This is a genomic window from Lysinibacillus sp. NPDC093216 (assembly GCF_050280325.1).
Taxonomy (GTDB): domain Bacteria; phylum Bacillota; class Bacilli; order Bacillales_A; family Planococcaceae; genus Lysinibacillus.
On record NZ_JBNNVB010000002.1, the window covers coordinates 238,132 to 261,464 of the forward strand.

Consider the following 23,333-nt stretch of genomic DNA (forward strand, 5'->3'; position numbering starts at 1 on the left):
AATCAATTTCGCCTTGGCGTAATCGTTGCTGACGCTTCGCTTTCGCACAGAAATACTTACTGAATAAAGATAAATTTTGCCGAGCGTAACAACGTCTCGGCTTTTTTTGTTGAGATATATTTTCAATGGAACGGATAGAAGAACTAGAGCAACGGAGCGAACGTCAGAGGAAGCTAGACATTGTGCTCATGTATAAAAATCTATAGAACGGGCAAAACCTTTTATGAGACTAGTTTCTATGGAAGGGGAAAATACGATGAATACTGTTTTAACTGTAAAAAAACGCGATAAAGGGCGTCAATCATCATTAACTCAACTTAGACAAAACGGTGCTATTCCGGGCGTTGTATATGGCTATCAAATGGAATCAACAGCAGTATCACTGGATGCCAGACAATTTGCAAAAATGTTAGCTCAATTCGGCAATAAAAATGTTTTTCAATTAGATGTAGACGGTAAACAGATCAACGCAGTGTTAACAGAAGTACAACGTTGTGCGTTAAAGGGTAATGTTAAGCATGTAGATTTCAAGTCCATTAATATGGCAGAGGAACTAGAGGTTGATATTCCTGTAACGGTTACTGGTAAAGCTATTGGAGTTGCAGATGGTGGATTCCTATTACAGCCTAATCGTGAAGTTCGCATAAAAGTAAGTCCAACAGAAATCCCTGAAACAATAGAGGTTGATGTGACTGATGTAGCCATCGGGACATCACTTTATGTAGGAGATATTCGCGAAAAGTTTACCTTTGAAATTTTACAAGAAGATGATTATACATTAGTGACGATTACGCCGCCTGCTGCTGAAAATGTGCAGGAGGACATAGTAGATGGAACCCCTGAAGTAATCGAGGCTACTGGGAAAAATACAGAGGAATCGTAAAAAGAAAAAAGCTACATCATTCCATCAGATTCGCCTAATGGATGATGTAGTTTTTATTATGTGTTTTAACAGATTTTTTAGATTTTATTTATATAAATAGGTTTACTGCATTCAATACTCTAGTTTTGTATAATGGAGGAGAAAGGGTGTGATAGTATGATAGAACAATTTTTGACTTCGTATTTTGTCAAAAATGGGGAACACCTTGAAGTATCTCCAAAGTATATTACAGATACAATTAAGCAGTATACGGTAGTAAAACAAACTGCACGAACGTATCGCAATGTATCGTTTTTAAAGGTAGGGCAACTAACAAAAACAAAGCCATCACAAGAGCTTCTAAATTATAAATTCACAAAAAATGCAAAGCGAAATCTAACAGAAGATTTTTCTACAATTCAAAGCTGGATAGAGGAAGGGTGGATTATAGAAGAAATTGTTTTTGCACAAGATGGACGCACCGCAAAAGCAATCCATTACCGAATTGGACCAAGTTTAAAGTGCTATTTTGAAGCACAGAACGAGCAGCAGACGCAAAGGCTAGAAAATTATGCATTGCAGTTGCAAAAAAGTGCTAACATACTACCGATAAAAGAACTTCAACATGCTGTGCAACAATTAAATGAATTTGTATCAATGCCGATTGAAAAATTAGCACATACGACAAAATTAATGTCCCATTGGTCGATTGAAAAACGATTGCGTTTTTTACATTTTTCAATCGGCTTTTTCCAATTGGCAAATGAAGGAGTACTGTTCGATTTTAAAGAAATAGGTGCAACGCTTTTTGATAAAATTGGTGGCTCAAAAGTTTTCGACCGTGAGCAAAAGGAATTTATCGAAGAGCTAGAGCGTGTCTTCTCTGTACAAACAGGCGATTGCGGATTAATTAGTTTAGGTAAAATTACTCCTGTCTTTTTTGCAGGTGAGTTAACGGGGACATTTAGCCATTATCAACAAGGCGTTATTCATGCATTAACCGATGACGCCATTCTAAAAGATACTTATAAAACAGAGGCGAACATTATTTGGCTTGTTGAAAATAGAGCTATTCTAACACGAATGGCAAAGGAAACGAGCTTTTTGCAGATTACTAATTCATTTATTTTATGTTTAGATGGTCAAATAAGATCTGCGCATAAAATGTTGATTCGTCAGATAGTCGCCACTCAAACTGTGATTGTTTGGACAGATTTTGATAGTGCAGGCTTAACAATAGCTATGCATGCAGTACAAATGATTAATACACCGTATAAAATCATTGCTAGGGATAATCAGATTTTTTCTGATATTGAAGTCTATAAAAATTGGCTACTTGGTGAGCTTGAAGTAGCTGAACACGAACAAGAGCAGCAATTAGGAGATGTAGAACAATGGATGAAATGGATACAGTAAAGCGTGCACCAATCTCTATTTTTAATGTTGAATCGAACACAGCTGAGCTTAAAACATCAATGCGTGATATTGCCTCATTGGCTGGAGTATTAAACGAGCTTGGGAGCCAGCAAATTTATGAGTCACCGCTTGAAATCTTGCGCTTTCTGAATACGATTCAGCTTTTATATGAAGAATCTTTAGGCTTAGCAGACGTAATTGAAGATACAGAAATGCTGTATTATCGCTATCGCAATACATATATCGACGATGCACCACCAACTATTAAGCAGCTTGATCACATAATTTACATTTTGGCACGAAATAGCTGGCTTACAAAGCAAACGCGTCAAATAAAATTATTAGACCGTGGTAAACGGATGATGGATGCACTTATTCGTCTTGCGAACGATTCATTAGCCTATTATTTACAGGATGATATTGGACGATCACTCTTTCAAGCACGTCGAGATGCGGAGCTTAGTGCAGCTTATGATGATAATGGAATCTCAGGTGGCAATAAAATTGCATCTATGATTCACAATGTTGAAGATGCAATTCAAAAACTGGAACATCGTCAATTAGAATTTTTTGCTGATCGAAATGCTTTACCACAGCTTGAAATTATTCATCAGCTAATGCAGGAACTTGAAATAAAAATGCAAGAGCGACTTAGTCAATTCCAAACAGTAGAAGAGAGCTTAGTGATGAGTGATCTAGTACAACGTGGGACAACAGTTTTATCAAAGGGAACAGCGCTTAGTCTAGGAATGCTTACGAAATATATTCGCTTTGTAACGATGCAGGATACGCCTCTCTCAGATTCGATTTCACCAGAAAAGATACGTACTTTTATATTAAATATGTACAACCCACCAATCGATTCAAATATCCCAAATGCGTACGATTTATTTAGTTTTATGGAGCAAGCACAGTATAAGGATGAGGAACTGGACGGTATTTGGATGCCAATTAAATTTGCAGCTCCAATAGGTGGACAAGATATTGATGAAGCTATTCACTATTTAGAAAACTATGAGCCAAAAGTAAATGATCCAATAGAGACTGAGGAGGAAATCGACATCGACTTTGAAGAAACGTTTGTTAAAGGTGAATCCGTTCAACAATTGTTTGAAGATGCAGCTTGGCAAATGACGAAGGCGGTTATTAATACGGATGTAATCGAACACTATTTAGACGTACATGGCGAAAGTGAACTAGAGGAAGTAATAATTGAATCCAGCTCTGATGAATGGGGAGACGCAATTCGATCACTTTTAGCTGTATCAGCTTTAACGAGTAAACAAAAGGTGAATATGAAAGAAGTATCGGATACAAAACAATTCGATAAACGATGGGAGTGGGTAGAAGATGACGACAGACGATTTACATTACAACAATATAAACGCACAACTCGCGACAATGAGTAATTTACGCGCCTACTTATCGGCAGAGGAAGAGCTAGCATTCATGCAGTTATTATTTTCATCCTCTGCAAGTGTCCTAGGCAGCAATTATGGTTTACGGCGTAAGGATTTAGAAAAGCTATTAAACATAAAAAATGATGACAATGCTTTCTATTCTTTTATCGAGCGTGTAAATGCAGCAGTACATCGCTACTTTCGTGTAATTTATGATGAAAAAAGAACGCGCGTGATCGTGATGATGCGAGTTTCTGCTAAGGATGCAAAGTCGACATTAAGCAAAGAGGCACTGGCCATTTTACTGTATATGTTTTATCAGCAGGAAGTGCTAAATCATGAATATACATTAGTACAGCAAATATTAACAGATTTCGGACATGAGCTGTTAAATGCAAGTGCTAAATTATTAAAAAACATCGACCAACTGAAAAAAATCGGTGCAGTAGAAGAAAATGACATTTCAAAAAATGAAAAAGCTTACTCGTTAACAGCGATTGGTGTACATATGTTTTCAGATTCATTTTTACGAAGAACAGCTGAATTTGCCCAATCTACTCAACTAAATAAAGAAGAAGTATTGAAATTTTTCAAACGCTATAATCTATATATTCGGGAGGATGCACTATGATTCCCTATCGTCTGCAGTTCAGTGGTATACGTGACTATAAGCCAACGCGCATTTTATTTGGTCAAGCTAATGATCATATCCTAATCACGGGTCCAAATGGCACAGGAAAATCGACTATATCCTTTTGTATGGGAGCGGTATTATATTCGTCAAAAATTGATTTAGAGGGCTTGCGCTCAAATAATTTGCCAAGTCATCAAAGATGGAAAGGAATGGTAGAGCTAACCTTTAAAAATGAAGGGCCTTCTCGAATTGACGCAGCACCTTTTGTTTCGTTTCGTTTAATGATTGAGCAGGAAGCAAATCGGGGCGCATTGCAGCGTGAATATCATGTCCTAACAGGAGAAACAGAGGATACTTTGACTGTCAGTGATATTTATCGTTCAGGTGATGTAAACCAACGTAATTTTACAACATATAAAGAAGATTTACAGTTTAAATACAAAATTGACTCAGATTTATTTTATTTGATTTGGTATCAACAAGAAGTAAATCAGTTTGCAGTTATGGCACCAGAAGAGCGTTTTCGTCGATTTAGTGAAATGCATAATATTACTGAAATCCAGCAGTCGTGGGAAACGGCTATTGAAGGTGTTAAAGAGCTAGAACAAGAACTTGTAGCTGCAAAAACAGTCGTTAAGCAGGCTGAATTTAATCTGAAATTAGCAAAAGAAGAATTTGATCGTTTGAAAAATAACAAGGCTCGTCTATATGAAGCAGGAAAAGCGCATATCCTTAATACCATGTCACTTGTACAATTATACAACAATCAAAAGCAAGAACTTGTAGAGAAACAGAAAAAGCAATCAGACATTCAAATAGATATAGAAGAAAAGATTGGAATAATAAAGAAGCAAATCGAAAAAGCAAAACTCTTATTACAAGATTTGAGTAAAAAGCAGCTGCAAATGGATGAGGAAAAGCGATCAAAATCAACATTGCTTGAACAGTTTTCCAAGAAACGAGAGACCTTAATTGTGACTGAGCATGAATTAAAGAATCAACTCGTTCATACAGAAGAACAGCGTAAACAGCTTCGATTTACAGAGGATGTAACAAAAGCAAAATTCAATGATGCACAGCGAAACATAGCTATAATTGAACAGCAATATAAACAATTTCAGCAGCAATTAACAAATTTGGTTATGCAAAAGGATGAGCTGAATGAAAATCGATTAACCCTTAAATGGGAGCTAGAGAAAATTGAAAAAGAGGAACAGGAAGCAATCGCACTTCTATCAGAGCATACGAGTGCCCACCAAGTACAACAAAAAATTACACATCTTGAAGTGCGGATTCAAAATTATTATAAGAAAAAAGTTTCCTTAGAGCAGAAACTTGAAAATACAACAATTGAAATTACACAACGTGAAAACAATCAAATATATTCAACTCGTCAATTAGCGGGCTTACAACAATTCAAGCAACGAGACATCTCAGCTTATACATTCCGAGATTTAGTTACGTTAGATGAAGGTGCCACAATAGAACATGAAAATCGTTTAAATTCAATTAAATACACCATTTTTTATGATGCAAAAGAGAAAGTAGCGTTTAATGATTTGTATCATGTGTCGTTACGTTCCATTGTACCAGAACGTTTTACAACTAGTTTACCAGCGCAAAAACTAGTTATTCGACAAGGAATATCGGAAAAAGAACAAAATTTTGCGGTAAAAGCATTATGGTGGGCGCAGCAATTTTTCGAGATCCAAGTGCCAAAAAAGATCCAAGGTGAATTATTAGTGGACGAGCACGGCTATCGAGGTGCGCAAGAAAAAAATACAGTTATTTTAAATGATAAAATGTTGACAGAGCAGTTACACACAATGCGTCAATTAAGAACACAGCTTGAAACACAGTTATCAGAAGCGACAACACAATTTAAAGAAGATCAAATTAATTTGCAAATGTTAAATAGCATTATAAAGGATGTACAGAAGGCAGAAGCAAGTGTTATAGATGCTGAATTTAAGCATCATAAGCTACAATACAAAACAAAGCTAGACGAACAGTTTGCAACGCTTCAGAAACTAGAAATACAGACGACAACAGCACTACAAAACGAGCAAGAGAAAAAAATAGCTATCCAATTTGAATTAGAAAAGCTAAACACCGAGCTAGATATTTATGAGCAACTTGGAGTTTTAAAGAAAGTTCAAGAACAGCTTGCAGAAACGAAATCAAAGTTAAAAGACATGAATGATACTATTGATGAGACGAATAGCAAACTTAATCAATTAAAGGATGAGAGCTATAAACTTCATGATGTTTGTAGACAGAAGGAAAGTGATATTCGATCGCTTGAGCGTGATTTAACGGATGCGGAAAATGAAGTGCAAGGTACGAAGAAGCTGCTTGTCAAATATCAGGAAGAATTTGAAGTGGCAGAAGCCTCCATTTTACAAGAACAGCTTCGTTTGGAAGAGCTAGCAACAATTATTCCGGATATTTTTGCTGCAGTGCAAGAAGTACCTCTATCATTAAATAGTACTATTCCAAAGTTGAAGAGTGATAATACCACAGCCCGTATCAACTTTGAAAATGCACGAGTAGAAGATGTAAATCCAGAGGCAGAGCGTAATTATATTGCAGTAAAAGATGACTTTAACCTAAAAAAAGAGACAGTAGATCAGACACAGGAATACTTAGAAATCCACAGAAATCGAGCATTAGAAAATGAGAATCGTCTTGAAACAACCATTAATATGAATGTCCTTAAAATTAATAATTTATTTTCAAAATATATGGATGAATTTCAATTTGAAGGGAAAATTGAGTATGAACGTTTTGAAGATAAAAAAGGTCGTACAATTTTTAAATTGTATATTAAAGCACGAAAAATTGGACATAGTGGTCGTTTGGATGATGTTGGTACAAAGGCCAGACATGGTAAGCTTGGAAAAGGTGTGTCAGGCGGAGAAGAGTCATTAAGCTCATTATTATTTGCACTTGCTTTGCTACAAAATTTAAATACTTCACCAAGCTTCATCGTCCTAGATGAATTTGATAGTGCTTTAGATGAAGAACGGAAAGAAAAAGTGTTTGATTTATATGTAAACGAATTACAACGAAAGCTTATTATTTTATCTCCTAAGGCTCACGATGACCATTATTATAATAAATTTTCAACCGTTGTTGTCGTCGAGCACGATTCAGCAGTACCGATTAGTCGTACAAAAACGATTCGATTGCTCCCGCATTAGATAAGAACCTGAGAATATATGTAATAAGAGCCATTTTGATAGTATCCCCTTAAGTAGAAAATGTTACTGTAATCTGTAGTTATCATTCTACTTAAAGGGGATTTTTCGATGCTTAGAAAAAATAATTCATATACAAATGATTTTAAATTAGAAGTTAGCTCCTTGCAGTTTACTCTATAAGTTTCTGTATGGATTGGCGATAACGGAAATACGTGACTAGGTACATGCTGCCAGTTGCTAAAAATAGCAATGGTGGGATAGTGCGCATGATGGCGAATGGTGTTTCAAATAAAAAAGGAAATAGAAAATCAAAACCCTTTGCATCCCATAAACCTGGCGTAAAATAAGCATCTTTTATATTGAAAAAGTAATAATAATTGTCATTGGAATAAAAAATCATTAACCATATAAAAGAGAGAACTGCCCAATTGCTGGCATGCTTCATCAATCGTTTGTATTTAGCAATTTGCGAATCATTATCAGAAAATAATTCATCGTTGCCATCTTTTCTTTTTAACCAATAATAAGTGCCATCATATGATTTTTCCTTTAATGCTTGCCATCCAAAATCCTCATATAACTGTTTATAGTTAGTTCGTTTTTCACTCCGAAGATCTTGCTGATAATCAATACGGATAACTTGTTCGAGATCAGCTGTCTTTTTAAATGTATAAAATCCGCCAGAACTCACATTTGTACAAACCCAACCGTTGGACAACATATTATTTAACCATTGCTCTTCCTTTTCAATATCAAAAAAGATTTTAAACTTTATCATGTCCATCAACTCCCTCATATAAAGATAAAATTCGCTGCAATCGTTGTTGCTCGACCGCCAATATTTCTAGTCCCTCAGCTGTTGTTTGATAAACTTTGCGCCTTGTATCCTGGGTCTCTACAGGCGAAATCCAATGATATTTCAACAGATTTTCAATTGCTCCATACATAGTGCCAGCAGCAATCCTTACACTACCAGCGCTCATTTCCTCGATTTTTTGCATCATTGCATAGCCATGTAACGGTTCACGTAAGGCGAGTAGAATATAATGCATGGTTTCAGATAATGGTAGTAATTTATGTTTTTTCACAAGTTCACCTCATATACAGTTCAACTATATAGTTTGATTATATATAGTTGAACTGTATATTTCAACTGAATAAAAAAAGACAATGCATTATTTGCATTGTCTTGTAAGCTTAAATCACAGCGCTTTTCACGCCAGTCCATTTTGTAAATAATTTCTCGTTAAATGTTAGTGCGAATTGTATAATTGGCCCAAGACCAAAAGCCATTAGAGCTGTTCCAACCCCAATTGGCCCGCCAAGTAAAAAACCAAGTATAGCAACTGATACTTCCAAAGTTGTTCGTGCACGTGTGACACTCCAGCCCAGCTTATTAACAAATAGAAGCATCAATGTATCTCGAGGACCGATTCCTAAATTTGCCACCATATACATACCGCAGCCCCAGCCAAGTAATATTAAGCCAGATACATAAGCGAATAGCTGCATCCAAAAACCATCTATATCTGGTATCCAATAGTTAAAAATATCAATAAAAATACCTGCTAAAAACATATCTATAAATGTGCCTGGCAGTGGAAATCTCTTCGTGATAACCATATCAAATGCTAAAATGGCTAGTCCGACGAGAATTGACCAAGTACCAATGGTTAATCCTAATGTATTAGCTAGCCCAATATGTAACACATCCCACGAACCAACACCAAAAACCTGACCTTTAATTGTTAACGTTATACCTAAGGATAAAACTAAAATACCTGTTAAAAAGAACAGACACCGTGTGAAAAAAGCTTGCTTCATCATTATAACCTCATTCTAAAAATTCGTGTTGTCTAACAAAATATTATAGCAATAAATTTATAAATAAGCCGAAGATTGTCATTTCACATTTTTCAAAAAATAAGGTTAGACTCGCTAAAAAAGGACAAAATAAAGGAAATCAGAAAGGATGAGATGACATGACCTCTGTACGAGATGAAATATTAGAAGTTTTAAATCGGGAAAAAATAGGAACGATGGCAACAGTTGCGAATGGCAAACCGTTCTCACGCTATATGACATTCCAACATGAAGATTTTGTTTTGTACACAGTAACGAATAAACATTCTGAAAAAATGGAGGAGCTTCGTAAAAATCCATATACACATATATTGTATGGATACGAAAATAGAGGCTTTGGTGATACGTATGTTGAAATTGAAGGAAAGCTAACAGAAATTCTAGAGGATGGAATAAAAAATAAGTTAGCAGAATTTTTTACAAGCATTTTCGTTGGTAATCATGATGAAATGATTACACTAAAAATCGAACCAATTCGTATGCGTTTGATGAATAAAAAAGGGGAACCACCTAAGGAACTCGAATTTACAAACGACCATTAAGCTGTGGTCGTTTTTTGATTATTTATTGAAAATGAAGAAAATATTCATTGTTAAATGATAAATCTTAACTTGAATTTAGGCGAGTGTTCATGCATGATAATTCAAAAAGAAAACAGGGGTGCAGAGAATGACAACAGCTTGCACAAAATATATTAACAACGTAAGGAAAAATTGAGGCGGATTTTATTTTACGTAATGCACAAATTGCAGATGTTTTATCTGTGCGAAAGCGAAGCGTCAGCAACAAAGCGCTCAGTCGGAACGGAAATCAACCCCTCGTTTTGCCGAAGGGGCATACTACTATTTATTAGGACACCTTAATTTTCACCAAGATTTCCTCGACCATTTTGTTTACAACATAATGAAACGACCTAAAAGCATAGCCGCTTTCAGGTCGTTTTTTAAATGGGATAAATACGTGCTTTTAATTTCTTATTTAATATGGATGCCTGCGTCAGTGCTTGTTCATCATGAATTATCTCACCAGGTTTGTTTGCTTCACCGATAATATATGAGGAGAACGGCATCTTTAAGAAGTCAAAAATATATTGGAATTGTTGAATCATTGGTAGACCCTTTATATATGGGTCGTCACCACCGACAGCAAGAACAATGGCTTCTGTAGTTTGTAGTTTCTCTTTTAGCTGTGGAAACCGCTCATCTCGGATAGCTTGACTCAGTCGATCCACCATGTTCTTCATGATTCCCGACATGCTGTACCAATATATCGGTGTTGCAAAAATAACGAGATCGCTTGTTAAAAATGCATGGATAATTTGATCATAATCATCATCTACAAACTGAAAGCCATCGTTATCATGACGTAAATCGTTGATGGGCTCAATCGTTAATTTTTTTAGATCTATTTTTACATGATTTATGCCATCTAATACATAATCAGCTAGTTGTTCACTATTACTACCGGCTCTAGAGCTTCCGATAAAAGTGGTAATATTCATTAGAATCCTCCTCTATTCTTCAGACTATAACAAGTGTAAACTTATATTTATTATCGATAAAGCAGAATCTTTCGATGAAATATATCGAAAAAAACGATTTAGAGGTGGGAAAGATGGATCTTAAACAACTGCAAACGTTTTTAACAGCTTCAGAAACGTTAAGTTTTACCCAGACTGCACAGCTACTAGGCTATGCTCAGTCGAGTATTACAGCACAAATTAAATCGCTTGAAGAAGAGCTTGGTGTAGTTCTTTTTGAGAGGCTTGGAAAACGCATTACCCTTACAGAGGAGGGCAAGCGATTACAACAGTATGCTCAAAAAATGTTAGATTTAAATATGGATATGAAAAAAGCTGTATTAAATGAAAAAGCACAAGCAGTGTTAAAAATAGGTGCACAGGAAAGTCAATGTGTGTACCGTCTGCCGAGTATTTTACAACAATTTCAGAAAGCCCATCCGCAAGTAAAAATCATTTTTAAGCCTGTCAATACAACCGAAATCGCCAAAGAATTATTGCAGTCAGGCAATCTAGATATCGCGTTTATTACAGATGCGTATAAGGAAACACCCATGTTACATCGTGAGCGACTTATTCGAGAGCAATTAGTATTTGTCAGTGCTTCTACTAGTAACAACGCGGAGAAAAAGGTATTTTCTGTACAGCAACTTTCAAATGAAACGATGCTTTTGGCGGAAAGCGGCTGCTCCTACCGTAATCAATTGGAAGTACAGCTTCAGCAGGAAGGTGCGCTACCAATACAAATGATTGAATTTGCAAGTATTGAAGCTATTAAGCAATGTGTGATGTCTGGTTTAGGTATTACATTCTTACCCAAAATGGTGGTGGAGAAGGAATTAGAAAACAATCGTTTAAAAGAACTGACTACATCCATGAATTTAGCTGATATTTTTACGGATATCGCTTGGCATAAGGATAAACACATATCTCCGTATCTCGCTGATTTTATAGAGATTGCCATGAAGATGTATAAGCAGTTTTAAAGGTATATTTTGTTGTACCAGACTTCGATTTAGAATCCATTTTGATTGATTTTTTAAAATAATTAAAAAAGTGCGAATGATTTTTTTATCCATTTCGCACTTTTTAGTTCTTTTCACTAAGAAAGAGTATTATTGTGATTTATAAAAGTACCTCAAGGGTGTTTCTTTATTTTCAGTTGGCCTATGGAAAACTCATTGTTTCTTTAAAGTGCCAGAAAAATTAGTTCCTTCATCATGCTCTGTACGACAATCTACCTCGGTAATTTTAAGCGCATTATTAAGGCGCTCAAATTCTAATACACAACGATTGCCATTTGAGGATTTGTTCATCACAGCCTTAGTGCTAGAATTAATCGTTGCTGTCCCGTCGACACTCCCTGTAGCTGTCCCATCATTGGCAGTAATAAATATAGTAAAGCTTTTGCTTGTTGCGTTTGAAATATAGACATCACGACGATTAAAATCAGTTGAGCCTGTACCCCATTTATAGTAATACGAATAGTTACCATCCCAAGCACTTTTAGAAGGTGTTATCAGCTGCATTGTTTGATCTAGCTGACTTTGACCATTTTTCGCTCGTGTATTTAAAGAAGCCTTACTCGTATTTTCATGAATGGCCTGTGCGTCCTCTGAAATTTCATAAAAATTTCTTTCATCCATACGGTGTAGCATTGTCACGACTTGAGCTCGTGTCATATTGTTAGATACGCCAAAAAATTTCTGTAAATTGCGGTTTTCATACTGGAAGTTTTGACCAGTGGAAATATAATAATCGATTAAAAACTTTATGGATTGATCTAATCCACTTTTACCATTAGCTAAATGTGTAATTGCCTGTGCCACAACACCTCGCTTCACACTAGCTGCGCGAATATTATTATCGAAATATCCGTTTAATGGAACACCGTAGCTCGCAAGACGATTATAATATTCGTCAGACCCGTTTGCAGCAGGGGTTTGTTTTTTTAACTCATCATAAGGTGATTCAAGCTCATAAAAATTAGCAAGTAGTTTTGCGAATTGTTGCTCTGTGATTGTTGCATTGGGCTTAAATGTACCATCTGGATAGCCATTAACGATATCATATTCCTCTGCCCACATGATGGCTTCATAGGCATAGTGATCTTCTGGCACATCTTTAAAGCCAGCAGCTTGTACAGTGTATCCAGTTGCCACAACAAGTAGGGGAAGCAATAAAGTGCACACTAATTTTTTCATTAGTCACAGTCATCCTTTCTTTCTAGTCATGTTAATAGTTTGAAGGATATGGATATAAACTGCAAATTTTTCTAGTTTATAAACTAAAGAAAACTATTCTTTTATGAAAGAAGGAATAAAAAGAGATGTTGAATAGTTTTAATAAATACCTTCAAAAATGGATGCCTATTTTAACACCGCTTAGCTTAGTGATTGGTGTGTTGTTTGAGAACGTAGGGCATCAGCTCTTATTTTTAGTGCCGTGGTTGTTTGCTTTTATGACATTTGCAGGTAGTTTAAGCATGAATTTTGAAGGAATAAAAAATCTTAAAAAATACCCAACAGCTATATTAATTGTTATTGCATTTTTACACCTACTCATGCCAATTTGGGCTTATTTTGTATCAAACATCATCTTTCAAGATCATCTACTAACAATTGGTTTTGTTATAGCAGTCGCTATACCAACAGGAGTAACTAGCTTTATTTGGGTTAGTATTTGTAGGGGGCATCTTACATTGTGTCTTGCAATTATTTTAATCGATACACTCATTTCGCCCGTTGTCATTCCTGCATTACTTCATATTGTTGTAGGGCAAACAATCGAAATTGATACAGTTGGTCTCATTCTAGATTTACTTTGGATGATTGTTGTGCCTTCTCTAATAGGTGTAGCGTTAAATGAGTTTACTAAAGGTGAAATTGAGCTGACACTAGATAAGAAATTAGCCCCTTTTTCAAAACTTAGCTTATTTAGTATTGTAATGATTAATAGTAGTGCAATTGCACCGTATATTAAAAATATTAATTTGGAGCTTGTTAGTGTTATTTTGGTCGTATTTCTACTTGCTGTATCAGGATATGCTTTTTGTTTAGTGTTAGGGCATATACTTTGGAAGGATAAAAGTATTGTTACGATGTTCGTTTTTACAGGAGGGATGCGTAATATTGCTGTAGGGGTTGTAGTAGCGACTACATACTTTCCTGCAAAGACGGTTATGCCTGTAGTGTTTGGTATGCTATTTCAGCAAGTTTTAGCCTCGTTTTTTAGCCGAGTAATGGAAAAGTATCAGCTGAAATATGCGGAAGGTTAAATATAGGTTAAATGCAAAAATATTCGTGATTGTTCGGGAAGAAGCGAGTATGTAAGAATTCAGTGCTGCTATCATCGACTGTTAGTAAAGCGTTGCATCATTTTGTAACAATTAATGATGGTGCTAAAAATTTTGATGCAAAATCATCAAGTGAAAATAAAAAAGCAGAAGGTTTCCATTATGCTACCTTCAGAATATGATGAAGATAAGCAATATCCATGTTATTTAAATGTAGGATGGGGGAGATATGTCATATCAAAAAATATAAATTCGAGAGTAAACACCAGCACTTTTTATACAAGAAATTTTAGTGTTTTATGCTTGTTGGAAGTATTTGAGTACTAATTATGTCACTTAAGAAAGAAGAGTGCATGAATGAAAGAGTTAGATGATCTAAAGCTAACGATTCTTCCGTTAATTATTTTGCTAATTCTTATACTTTTATGGAAACTGACCGAGTCTGTTGGTGCAGGGATGATGGTCATTATTTTCTGGATAGGCTGGCGTCGCCTTGTAAGAAAATTAAAATAAATTGAAAGCGAGATATCTTGCTAATTTTTCGTAGACCCAGTTTTGACGTGCCTCATAAATGCCTGATTTGCCTTAAAACTCCCATAAAGCTTTATGTAAAAACATAACGTTTATCTATTGTATGTAGCTTTGTAATTTTGATTAAATTAACAATATCAACTTTGATATAAGGACAAATTCAAAGAGCATGTTTTGAAAAAAGATTAATCAAAACATGCTCTTATTTTATGTGGCAAATAAAATTTATTATAAAAAGTTTGATTATTTTTGATACGCTTGTTGCACTAAAGCCCCTGTTAGTTAATGAAAAATTAAAACAATTTTTATGTGTTCATACAACTTAATCGTTCATTCAATGCACCTCTTCCTTGAGTTTGAATAGCCTTGTATATTATTTACTCTCTAAAGTAATTAAAATTATTTTAAAGAGTAAATTTTTATTGCGTTATAACTCCATTTAATTTACTATATAGAGTAAAGGAGGGGAATTGTGGAAAAATGGATGACTTGAGATTAAACGTAAGCTTATTACGCAGGAAAGTACCGAATTTAACAAGTGCAGCCCGGCAAGTTGGCTTGCGATCAGCAACCGTTTCTAACCTATGCACGGGAAAAATACCTGTTGGTAGAGCCGAGGTTCGGACTTTAGTTGCACTTGCATCATTAGCCGATTGCAGCTTGGATAATCTGATTATCAGAGGGGAGAAAATTGAAATGATAGAAACTAAAATCAAAACTTTAGATTTATTTGCTCCTTTAGCAAAAGGAGGTACTGTCGGATTGGTTGCACGCCCTGGAATGGGGCAGCTCGTTGTATTAGCAGAATTACTCTATCGATTTAAAAATGAAGCATATAAAACAATCCTTTTAATGCCTGAAGGTGAACATCAAGGATTAAATGACCTTGTTGAAAATGTAGAAATCATTACAAACACCATTGAAGACACGTATGAGAGTATTGCGAATATTGGTGGAGACAAGGATATTATGTTCGTTGCAGACAGAACCCATGTTATAACAGGAGGAATCCAACAACTGCAGGAGAATCTCCAAGGGATTGGAATTCATTCTGTTACAACTTTCCTTGTAGATTTAACAGGTGAAGTTGTTGATGAAGATTTACCTTATGGACCACTTGAAACCTTTTGGCAGTTTGATGCTGATCTTGCTGCAAGACACCGCTATCCAGCTGTTAATCCTCTTAGTTCAACATCAACTGTTCTCGAAGGAGCACATTTAGATCAGGAACATTTCACAATTCAACAAAAAGCCCTAAAACTTCTTCGCCGTTATCGGGAACTACGTTCATTAGTGAATGCTAGTGGGATTGAACGGATTCCGGCCTCTGAGTTACAAACATATCAAAGAGGAGAGAGACTTGAAGCATATCTAACTCAGCCTTTTTATACTGCTGAGCCCTTTACAAATAAACCGGGCCAATCTGTCAGCCTTAAGGATACTTTGAATGATGTACAAGAAATTATGAACGGTGCTTTAGATTCTAGAGATGCATCAGAATTAGTGTTTATTGGGAGTCTACAATCCTAGAATAGGGTAAGAGGTCTTTTCTATTGTTTTGAAAGTTTCTTCTTCGACTAACCTAACCTGTAAGTTTAAGTGCATTTCTTTATAAACAATCAATCTTTTTATAAAAGCTACACGGACATCGTTTGATAATGGAATCAAACGATGTTTTTTATCGCTTTCCTGATGTGATCGATAAGGCGATATTACATAATTAAAGAACTAAATATATTCAAGACATACATATAATTAAATTATTGTAAAATGACTATGTGTTAATATTTGTAATTTTGTTACGATTTATTAATTAATGATACAACAAGGAGATACAGCATGTGGCGTAATCGGAATGTATGGATAATTTTATTAGGTGAATTTGTTGTAGGTCTTGGTTTGTGGGCTGGCATTATAGGGAATCTAGCTTTTATGCAAAAAGTCGTTCCGTCTGACTTTCAGAAATCATTAATTATTTCTAGTGGTATATTGGCGGGTTTAGTTGTAGGTCCGTTGGCTGGGCGTATTATTGACAAGTCGATGAAAAAAACAGTTATACAGCGGGCTAGTGTAGGGCGAATTATAAGTGTTTTATTTATGTTTATGGCACTTTATACAAATTCGGTTATTTGGATGATTCTTTTTTTAATTACGTTGCAAATAGCAGCCGCTTTTTATATGCCTGCTCTACAATCTATTATTCCAATGATCGTTAAGGATAAGGATTTAATTACATTAAATGCTTGGCAAATGAATGCTCGAACGATTTCAAGGATTATTGGTACTGCTGCAGCGGGATTCATGCTAAGTTTCTTTGAGCTGAAATGGTTGTACATCATTTCATTTATTGTCTATATAATGATGTTTGTTATTACGAACTCCCTACAATTAGATGAAACGGCAAATCAATCGTCGGCAACTAAAGAAAATGGCGACTTTAAAGAAGTGTTACCGATGGTGAGGGAGCACCCTGTTGTTTTAATGACACTTGTCTTAATGTTAATTCCAACATTATTTTTAGGTTCCTTTAATTTAGTTATTATGAAAATTTCTGAGATTCATCATTCAACGACAATATCAGGATAAAGTTTGTTTTATTAGAATCGTTTTCTTCTGTTTTGGCGAAATAAAGCATATCTGTAATTATTTTTTCATTCTATCAACTTGTTTGTTAATGGTTGCAAGATAAGTTCCATCATCCATATCATCTTCAATTCCACTGGAATATACTCTAACTAATGCTAAGGGAGTTTTAAGCTCATGTGTTAAACCTATCATAAATTGCTTTAAGTCAATGTTCCGTCTAGATAGATCCTGCTGCGCTTTTTCTAGTGCTTTACTCATCTTATTAATACTTTTTGCAAGATCCTCGATTTCATCTCCTGTCAGAATTTTAGCCTGTTTAAAATCCAACTCGCCAATTTCTTTTACAACTTTTTTGAGTTCATTTAACGGTCTTGTTAGTTTTCGAGATAGAAAGGTAGTAATAACAATAATTACCAAGACGCTGACTATCAAAAAGAATATGTTAAAACGATTAATAAAATAAGCTATATCAATAAAATTAGCCATAGAGGCTCCAATCATAATTAGCGATAAAACTGGACTTTTGTTTTCCTTAATTATAAACCTTGCCGACAATCTTATCCTCATCAACTTTTTGTAGTACTTTTTCGGAAACCCAAATATATTAAGTGCAATATGTTCTCTTGCAAGTTGCTGTTTTAAATTTTCATTTAGGACATTAATATTATCTTCTAGTGATATTAAGAATAGTTACATCAAATTGATGCTCGACCAAACTCTTATCTTCAAATTCCTTTTACGCTGAAAAAGCATTCGTTACTTTTTGGTTCAATTGATGAAGATAATATTTTGGTAGAAAAAATTGACATACCGCAAGTGAGATGCTAAATGTGATGATAACAACAAGAGTTGTATAAATAGTTAATTTTGTTCCAATTTTCCGTTTCATTCCCTTGTGCTATATCCAACACCATGATGCGTTTGGATAATATCCTCTCCAATTTTTTCACGTAGACGCCGAATATGTGTATCTACCGTTCGTGGATCACCCTCATAGTCTATTCCCCATACTAAATGTAGTTGATCTCGCGATAATATTTGTCTTCTATTTAGGCTAAATATACGTAAAAGCTAGTATTCGTCTTTGTTAAAATCAATTCTTTTCCGGATTTCCAAACACGTTTGCCTGAAATATCAATTGAAATATCGTATATTCGTTGAATGGATTCCAGTTGCAACAATTTTTTCGCCCTCATTAATAAAACTTTTGGAAAAAATGGATTATTTACATAATCATCAGCACCATCAGATAGGGCAATAAATTCATCTTCTCCTGTATCTCTAGGTCTATAAAAATGAATGTTGTTAATGTGCGATTTTTGTACTGCTGTAGAAGGGTTAAAAAGCTAATTCGATAGATTGGAGTAAGGATTGATAGTTACTTTACCATATTTAGCCGATTTCAACTCAAGTGTTACACAATAATGAAAGAAATATAAAGAGGCTGGAACTTAAGTGTTTTCAAAATTTAAAGCGCGAAAAATCAATGTCTAAAATTGATTTCTCGCATTTTTTTAATGTTTTGAGCAGTTATATATCAACCTCGTCGTTTTTGTGCTAGGCAAAAGTAAAAAATGTGTAAATTTTTTAGAAGAAAAAACCTTCTTTCGAGAAATTTTTGTAAAGGGGTTGATTTTTTTTCGTATTGGGCATATATTTTTCTTTAAGGAAACAAAATATCATTCAGGAAATAAAAATGTGTGAATGAAAGAATCGGATAATTTGAAACTGACGATTTTTTCGTGAGATATTTCATTAATTTTCGCATTTTATGGAAAATAACCGAGTCTGTCGAAGCGGGAATGATGACAATTGTTTTCTGAATAAGCTGGCGCCAGTTTGTAAAGAAAATCAGATAAAATAGGCTATTGGTGATATGAACTAGATGTTGACAGCATTCGATTTGGTGGGTATAGCAAACAATTGACCTTCTGAAAAAAGTGATAACAGGAAGTAGCGCGTTATTGCCCGTAAAAGATGTCTAGTTGTCAGAATGATCATATCAACTACGGATTATGCCTAAAATATAAAGAGAAAGAAGAGGTATTGAAATTCATGAAACGCTTTTTAGGAGTACTTGTTTTATCATTTTCACTATTGCTATTTGGTTGTTCTACTGAAATAGAGGGTGAAAAGAAAGGAGTTGTGGTTGCAACAACTGGTCAAATTGCAGATGCAATTAAAGAAATTAGCGGCGATCATTTAAAGGTAACAGCTTTGATGGGACCAGGGGTAGATCCCCATTTATACAAAGCTACACAAAGTGATTTGTCAAAATTAGATAAAGCAGAAGTTATTTTTTATAACGGATTACATCTAGAGGGGCAAATGCTTGATATTTTTGAGCAAATGTCAAAAAACAAAACTGTGCTCGCTGTTGGTGAAAAATTAAATAAGAAGGATCTACTTGTTAGTGATGATGAAACTTTGATACATGATCCACATATTTGGTTTGATATTGAACTTTGGAAAGGAGTCGTACAGGCAATCGGAGACCAACTTCAGGAAGAATATCCGCAATATAAAGAGGATTTTGAAAAAAATGAGGAAGCTTATTTGAAAAAGCTTGATGAATTACAAACATATGCAAAGGATCGAGTAAACGAAATCCCAGAAAAGCAGCGTATATTAGTAACAGCCCATGACGCGTTTAATTATTTTGGTAGAAGTCAAGGATTTGAAGTGCGTGGCTTACAGGGGCTAAGTACAGATTCAGAATATGGTGTGAAAGATGTGCAAGAAATGGTGGACTTTTTAGTGGTAAACAAAATTAAAGCCATTTTTATTGAATCAAGTGTCTCCGATAAAGCAATGAAAGCTGTTATTGAAGGTGCAAAAGAAAAAGGTCATGACATTGTGATTGGTGGAGAATTGTTCTCGGATGCTATGGGTGCTGAGGGAACAAAAGAAGGTACATATATCGGTATGTATCAACATAACATCGATACAATCGTCGATTCATTGAAGTAGGTGAAAAATATGAATGCATTAACAGTTGAAAATTTATCAGTCGCATATGATAAGAAAATAGTATTAGAAAATGCCTGTGTTTCAGTTCCTACGGGACATCTCTCAGCCATTATAGGTCCAAATGGAGCGGGGAAATCTACATTTTTAAAGGCCATCTTAAATCAACTACCAAATAAGGTAGGAAGAGTTGAAATTCTTGGGAAAATTTTTGAACCAAAAAGCTTAGTAGTTGGGTATGTTCCTCAGCGCAATGCTGTAGATTGGGATTTTCCAACTAATGCTCTTGATATTGTACTAATGGGACGTTACGGACATACTGGATTATTTAAAAGACCAACTAAGAAGGATAAAACTTTAGCACAACAGGCTCTTGCTAGTGTAGGCATGCAGGATTTCGCTGACCGTTCTATCGGTCAACTTTCTGGCGGACAACAGCAACGGGTGTTCTTAGCAAGAGCGCTATCCCAAAATGCAGATATTTATTTCTTAGATGAACCATTTGCAGGGGTAGATGCTGCTACAGAAAAAACGATAATCGATATTTTAAAAGATTTAAAAGCTCAAGGCAAAAGTATTTTTGTCGTACATCATGATTTACAAACAGTAAAAGAATACTTTGATTATACAATTCTTTTAAATAAAACAATTTTAGCATCAGGAGCAACAGAAGATGTTTTTACACCGGAGCAATTACAAAAAACTTATGGTGGTAAACTGTTCATGCTACAAAATGTATAAGGAGGGAGAATATGTTAAGTGGTAACTTACTTTGGGTACTAATCGGTACGATGTTACTTGGAATAGCTGCAGGTATAACTGGGACCTTCTCCTTCCTCCAAAAGCAAAGTTTGGTAGGCGATGCGGCGGCACATGCTGCACTGCCAGGAATCGCACTTGCCTTTCTATTAACAGGGCAAAAAGAATTACCTATATTAATGCTTGGAGCTGGCATTACATCTGCTTTGTCTGTGTATTGTATACAATGGATTGTTTCTTTTTCGAAGTTGAAAGCAGATGCAGCGATTGGGTTGGTTTTAACTGTATTTTTTGGGATTGGCGTTGTATTTTTAACAGTTGTCAATCGAAGTCCATTAGGCAATCAAAGTGGTCTAAATAATTTTATTTTTGGGAAAGCAGCGACGATGACAAAAGCTGATTTAATGTGGTTACTTTTAAGTGCAACCATAATTATTGTGGTCAGCCTGCTTCTTTATAAAGAATGGAAGCTCCTTATCTTTGACCCTGTTTATGCCAAGGGAATTGGCTTACCGATTGAAGCTTTAAAAGCTACCCTAACTGTTTTAATTGTCATGACTATTGTCACAGGCATACAGGCAGTGGGTGTAATTTTAATGTCGGCATTATTAATCATTCCAGCCGCTAGTGCTAAATTATGGACAAGAAAGCTGAGCTCAATGCTTGTACTTAGTGCAGCAATTGGTGGAGTGTCAGGTATTACTGGAACCTTTATTAGCTCAATACGAACAGGATTATCGACAGGTCCTATTATTGTATTAGTAGCAGCTGCCATTTTCTTTATTTCCTATTTCATTAGTCCAGCTGGGCAATTTAATAAATATCGTAGGAAAATGCAGTTTCGAAAGCAAGGTGAGTTAGGTTGATTGAATTTTGGGTTGTTTTTACCGGCATATTAGTCGGAATTACATGCGGGATTGCAGGTGTCTTTCTAATTTTACGAAAAATGTCGATGATAGCAGATGCGATTAGTCATACAGTATTGTTTGGCATCGTCATGGCTTATATTATTACTCAAACATTAAATGGCTTTTGGATGTTAATTGGGGCAGCATTCGCAGGAATTCTGACGGCCTACCTTGTGCAATTACTAAATTCCTCTGGCATTCAGGAGGACGCTGCCATTGGTGTTGTCTTTACGTCCTTGTTTGCTGCAGGTGTTCTACTCATCACATTATTTGCTGGTAATGTACATTTAGATGTTGAGCATGTATTAATGGGTGAAATTGCATTTGTACCTTGGGATAGATGGACATTACTGTCAATCACAATGCCAAAGGCCGTATGGATGCTATTGTTTGTACTGATAGTTAACATTGGGTTCCTTCTATTATTCTTTAAGGAAATGAAGTTAACTACCTTTGACCCAGTTTATGCTGCTTCCATCGGTTTACCAGTAATTTTTCTACATTATGGCTTTATGACAACCATTTCCTTTACAACCGTTTCTGCATTTGATAGTGTCGGCGCGATTTTAGTTGTCGCTATGTTAATAGGACCAGCTGCCACCTCCTATTTAATAAGCAAAACGATTAAACAAATGTTTATGTATAGTATGCTATTTGGGGCTGCAGCATCGGTAATAGGCTATTATTTAGCGAAGCTTTGGGATACGTCCATTGCAGGGATGATGGCAACAACCGTGGGTTTAATATTTATCATTGTATTAGTAGGTCAAAAAATCGCCGAGCGCCGAAGAAAATCGCTCGTTAGTCAATTAGAAGCTATGTAAAGATGAAACATCGTTTGATCATGTATCAAATGATGTCAGCTTGTCGACAAAAGAATAAATATAAATTAGTGTGTATCAATAAATAGTTGATTTTCACTCCGAGTGACGCTTTCCACGGGCTTGGCTTCAATCTCCACATCAACAGTAAGAGTCGACAAGCTGAAACCAAAATAATATGATGGCTATGCTTTACACTATATAAAAAACTAGCCTTACCACATAAACTTCAGGAGGAAAATGTGACAGTATCGACGCTCCTCACAGAATGCTAAATGGTAGGTTTGCTGATTAAAATTATCATAAAGTTTTATACAAAAAAAGTAACGTTTATCTACAGTCTGACATCGTTTGATAATAGAATCAAACGATGTTTTTTGTCATTTGCCTGTTGATTATTTCAAACTTTTGCCTGATTTTTACTTTCTATAAAAATAGTATACTGTTTAAAGCAATTCGAAAAGGCAAGAAAACATAATGAAAGGTCTAAACGGAATACATATTTATAGAGTAGAAAATATTTTTTAACATTCATAAAAATACAATTATTGTAAAACGCCTCTGTGCGA

At 35.3% G+C, this 23,333-nt stretch carries 22 protein-coding genes; 15 read left to right on the forward strand and 7 right to left on the reverse strand.

Going from position 1 to position 23,333, the window contains the following annotated elements; genetic code table 11:
* Window positions 1–256 precede the first annotated feature (256 nt).
* The 5 genes from ACQKOG_RS03605 (at window position 257) to ACQKOG_RS03625 (ending at window position 7,515) form a co-directional block, all read left to right on the forward strand.
* Window positions 257–883 carry a 50S ribosomal protein L25/general stress protein Ctc gene (locus tag ACQKOG_RS03605; protein WP_402871209.1) on the forward strand — a complete coding sequence of 209 codons (627 nt, stop codon included), beginning with the start codon at window positions 257–259 and terminating at the stop codon, window positions 881–883.
* Window positions 884–1,039: 156 nt separating this feature from the next.
* Window positions 1,040–2,278, forward strand: coding sequence for a DUF2399 domain-containing protein (locus tag ACQKOG_RS03610; protein ID WP_370080366.1), 1,239 nt, complete (start codon window positions 1,040–1,042; stop codon window positions 2,276–2,278).
* Window positions 2,257–3,687, forward strand: a complete 1,431-nt coding sequence (locus tag ACQKOG_RS03615) for a hypothetical protein (protein ID WP_370080364.1) — start codon at window positions 2,257–2,259, stop codon at window positions 3,685–3,687. Before ACQKOG_RS03610 ends, ACQKOG_RS03615 begins: the two co-directional genes overlap by 22 nt.
* The gene (locus ACQKOG_RS03620) at window positions 3,629–4,309 is read left to right on the forward strand and encodes a hypothetical protein (RefSeq protein ID WP_370080363.1); all 681 of its coding nucleotides are present in this window, start codon (window positions 3,629–3,631) and stop codon (window positions 4,307–4,309) included. Before ACQKOG_RS03615 ends, ACQKOG_RS03620 begins: the two co-directional genes overlap by 59 nt.
* Window positions 4,306–7,515 carry an AAA family ATPase gene (locus ACQKOG_RS03625; RefSeq protein ID WP_370080361.1) on the forward strand — a complete coding sequence of 1,070 codons (3,210 nt, stop codon included), beginning with the start codon at window positions 4,306–4,308 and terminating at the stop codon, window positions 7,513–7,515. The genes ACQKOG_RS03620 and ACQKOG_RS03625 overlap by 4 nt, the downstream gene beginning before the upstream one ends.
* A gap of 169 nt (window positions 7,516–7,684) precedes the next feature.
* Here ACQKOG_RS03625 and ACQKOG_RS03630 read toward each other — a convergent pair whose 3' ends face one another.
* The 3 genes from ACQKOG_RS03630 to ACQKOG_RS03640 all read right to left on the reverse strand — a co-directional run bounded on the left by ACQKOG_RS03630 (window position 7,685) and on the right by ACQKOG_RS03640 (window position 9,339).
* Window positions 7,685–8,293 carry a DUF2812 domain-containing protein gene (locus ACQKOG_RS03630; protein ID WP_370080359.1) on the reverse strand — a complete coding sequence of 203 codons (609 nt, stop codon included), beginning with the start codon at window positions 8,291–8,293 and terminating at the stop codon, window positions 7,685–7,687.
* Entirely contained in the window at window positions 8,280–8,567 is a 288-nt protein-coding gene (locus ACQKOG_RS03635; protein WP_370080489.1) for a PadR family transcriptional regulator, read from the reverse strand. Before ACQKOG_RS03635 ends, ACQKOG_RS03630 begins: the two co-directional genes overlap by 14 nt.
* A gap of 145 nt (window positions 8,568–8,712) precedes the next feature.
* On the reverse strand, window positions 8,713–9,339 hold the full coding sequence (locus tag ACQKOG_RS03640) for a YczE/YyaS/YitT family protein (protein ID WP_370080357.1): 627 nt from the start codon (window positions 9,337–9,339) through the stop codon (window positions 8,713–8,715).
* Window positions 9,340–9,497: 158 nt separating this feature from the next.
* Between ACQKOG_RS03640 and ACQKOG_RS03645 the strand changes: the two genes are divergently transcribed.
* A complete protein-coding gene (locus ACQKOG_RS03645; RefSeq protein WP_370080355.1) occupies window positions 9,498–9,920 on the forward strand; it encodes a pyridoxamine 5'-phosphate oxidase family protein in 423 nt (140 codons plus the stop codon).
* 401 nt (window positions 9,921–10,321) lie between these two features.
* Here the strand turns inward: ACQKOG_RS03645 and ACQKOG_RS03650 are convergent, their stop codons facing one another.
* Complete coding sequence (locus tag ACQKOG_RS03650; RefSeq protein ID WP_370080353.1) at window positions 10,322–10,879, reverse strand: flavodoxin family protein; 558 nt, start codon at window positions 10,877–10,879, stop codon at window positions 10,322–10,324.
* A 113-nt stretch (window positions 10,880–10,992) separates the two neighbouring features.
* Between ACQKOG_RS03650 and ACQKOG_RS03655 the strand changes: the two genes are divergently transcribed.
* Window positions 10,993–11,883 carry a LysR family transcriptional regulator gene (locus ACQKOG_RS03655; protein WP_370080487.1) on the forward strand — a complete coding sequence of 297 codons (891 nt, stop codon included), beginning with the start codon at window positions 10,993–10,995 and terminating at the stop codon, window positions 11,881–11,883.
* A 192-nt stretch (window positions 11,884–12,075) separates the two neighbouring features.
* On the opposite strand, the gene ACQKOG_RS03660 is transcribed toward ACQKOG_RS03655, so the two are convergent.
* Window positions 12,076–13,101, reverse strand: a complete 1,026-nt coding sequence (locus ACQKOG_RS03660) for an S-layer homology domain-containing protein (RefSeq protein ID WP_370080351.1) — start codon at window positions 13,099–13,101, stop codon at window positions 12,076–12,078.
* Window positions 13,102–13,226: 125 nt separating this feature from the next.
* Between ACQKOG_RS03660 and ACQKOG_RS03665 the strand changes: the two genes are divergently transcribed.
* The 4 genes from ACQKOG_RS03665 (at window position 13,227) to ACQKOG_RS03680 (ending at window position 17,309) form a co-directional block, all read left to right on the forward strand.
* Complete coding sequence (locus ACQKOG_RS03665; protein WP_370080349.1) at window positions 13,227–14,174, forward strand: bile acid:sodium symporter family protein; 948 nt, start codon at window positions 13,227–13,229, stop codon at window positions 14,172–14,174.
* Between the two features lie 375 nt (window positions 14,175–14,549).
* Window positions 14,550–14,705, forward strand: a complete 156-nt coding sequence (locus tag ACQKOG_RS03670) for a hypothetical protein (protein ID WP_370080347.1) — start codon at window positions 14,550–14,552, stop codon at window positions 14,703–14,705.
* Between the two features lie 498 nt (window positions 14,706–15,203).
* Window positions 15,204–16,253: a hypothetical protein gene (locus ACQKOG_RS03675; RefSeq protein WP_370080345.1), complete on the forward strand. Its 1,050-nt coding sequence runs from the start codon at window positions 15,204–15,206 to the stop codon at window positions 16,251–16,253.
* A gap of 309 nt (window positions 16,254–16,562) precedes the next feature.
* A complete protein-coding gene (locus ACQKOG_RS03680; RefSeq protein WP_370080343.1) occupies window positions 16,563–17,309 on the forward strand; it encodes an MFS transporter in 747 nt (248 codons plus the stop codon).
* A 57-nt stretch (window positions 17,310–17,366) separates the two neighbouring features.
* Here the strand turns inward: ACQKOG_RS03680 and ACQKOG_RS03685 are convergent, their stop codons facing one another.
* Both ACQKOG_RS03685 and ACQKOG_RS03690 read right to left on the reverse strand, forming a co-directional pair.
* Window positions 17,367–17,864 carry a HAMP domain-containing protein gene (locus ACQKOG_RS03685; protein WP_370080341.1) on the reverse strand — a complete coding sequence of 166 codons (498 nt, stop codon included), beginning with the start codon at window positions 17,862–17,864 and terminating at the stop codon, window positions 17,367–17,369.
* A gap of 330 nt (window positions 17,865–18,194) precedes the next feature.
* Complete coding sequence (locus tag ACQKOG_RS03690) at window positions 18,195–18,371, reverse strand: winged helix-turn-helix domain-containing protein (protein ID WP_427445315.1); 177 nt, start codon at window positions 18,369–18,371, stop codon at window positions 18,195–18,197.
* Window positions 18,372–19,364: 993 nt separating this feature from the next.
* Here ACQKOG_RS03690 and ACQKOG_RS03695 point away from each other — a divergent pair.
* Genes ACQKOG_RS03695 through ACQKOG_RS03710 form a run of 4 tightly spaced genes read left to right on the forward strand, consistent with a single transcriptional unit; the run spans window position 19,365 to window position 22,767 of the window.
* Window positions 19,365–20,279 (forward strand): metal ABC transporter solute-binding protein, Zn/Mn family, encoded by a 915-nt coding sequence (locus tag ACQKOG_RS03695; protein WP_370080339.1) that lies wholly within the window; start codon window positions 19,365–19,367, stop codon window positions 20,277–20,279.
* A gap of 9 nt (window positions 20,280–20,288) precedes the next feature.
* Window positions 20,289–21,017: a metal ABC transporter ATP-binding protein gene (locus ACQKOG_RS03700; protein ID WP_370080337.1), complete on the forward strand. Its 729-nt coding sequence runs from the start codon at window positions 20,289–20,291 to the stop codon at window positions 21,015–21,017.
* An 11-nt stretch (window positions 21,018–21,028) separates the two neighbouring features.
* A complete protein-coding gene (locus ACQKOG_RS03705; protein ID WP_370080335.1) occupies window positions 21,029–21,901 on the forward strand; it encodes a metal ABC transporter permease in 873 nt (290 codons plus the stop codon).
* Entirely contained in the window at window positions 21,898–22,767 is an 870-nt protein-coding gene (locus tag ACQKOG_RS03710) for a metal ABC transporter permease (RefSeq protein WP_370080333.1), read from the forward strand. The genes ACQKOG_RS03705 and ACQKOG_RS03710 overlap by 4 nt, the downstream gene beginning before the upstream one ends.
* Window positions 22,768–23,333: the final 566 nt, after the last annotated feature.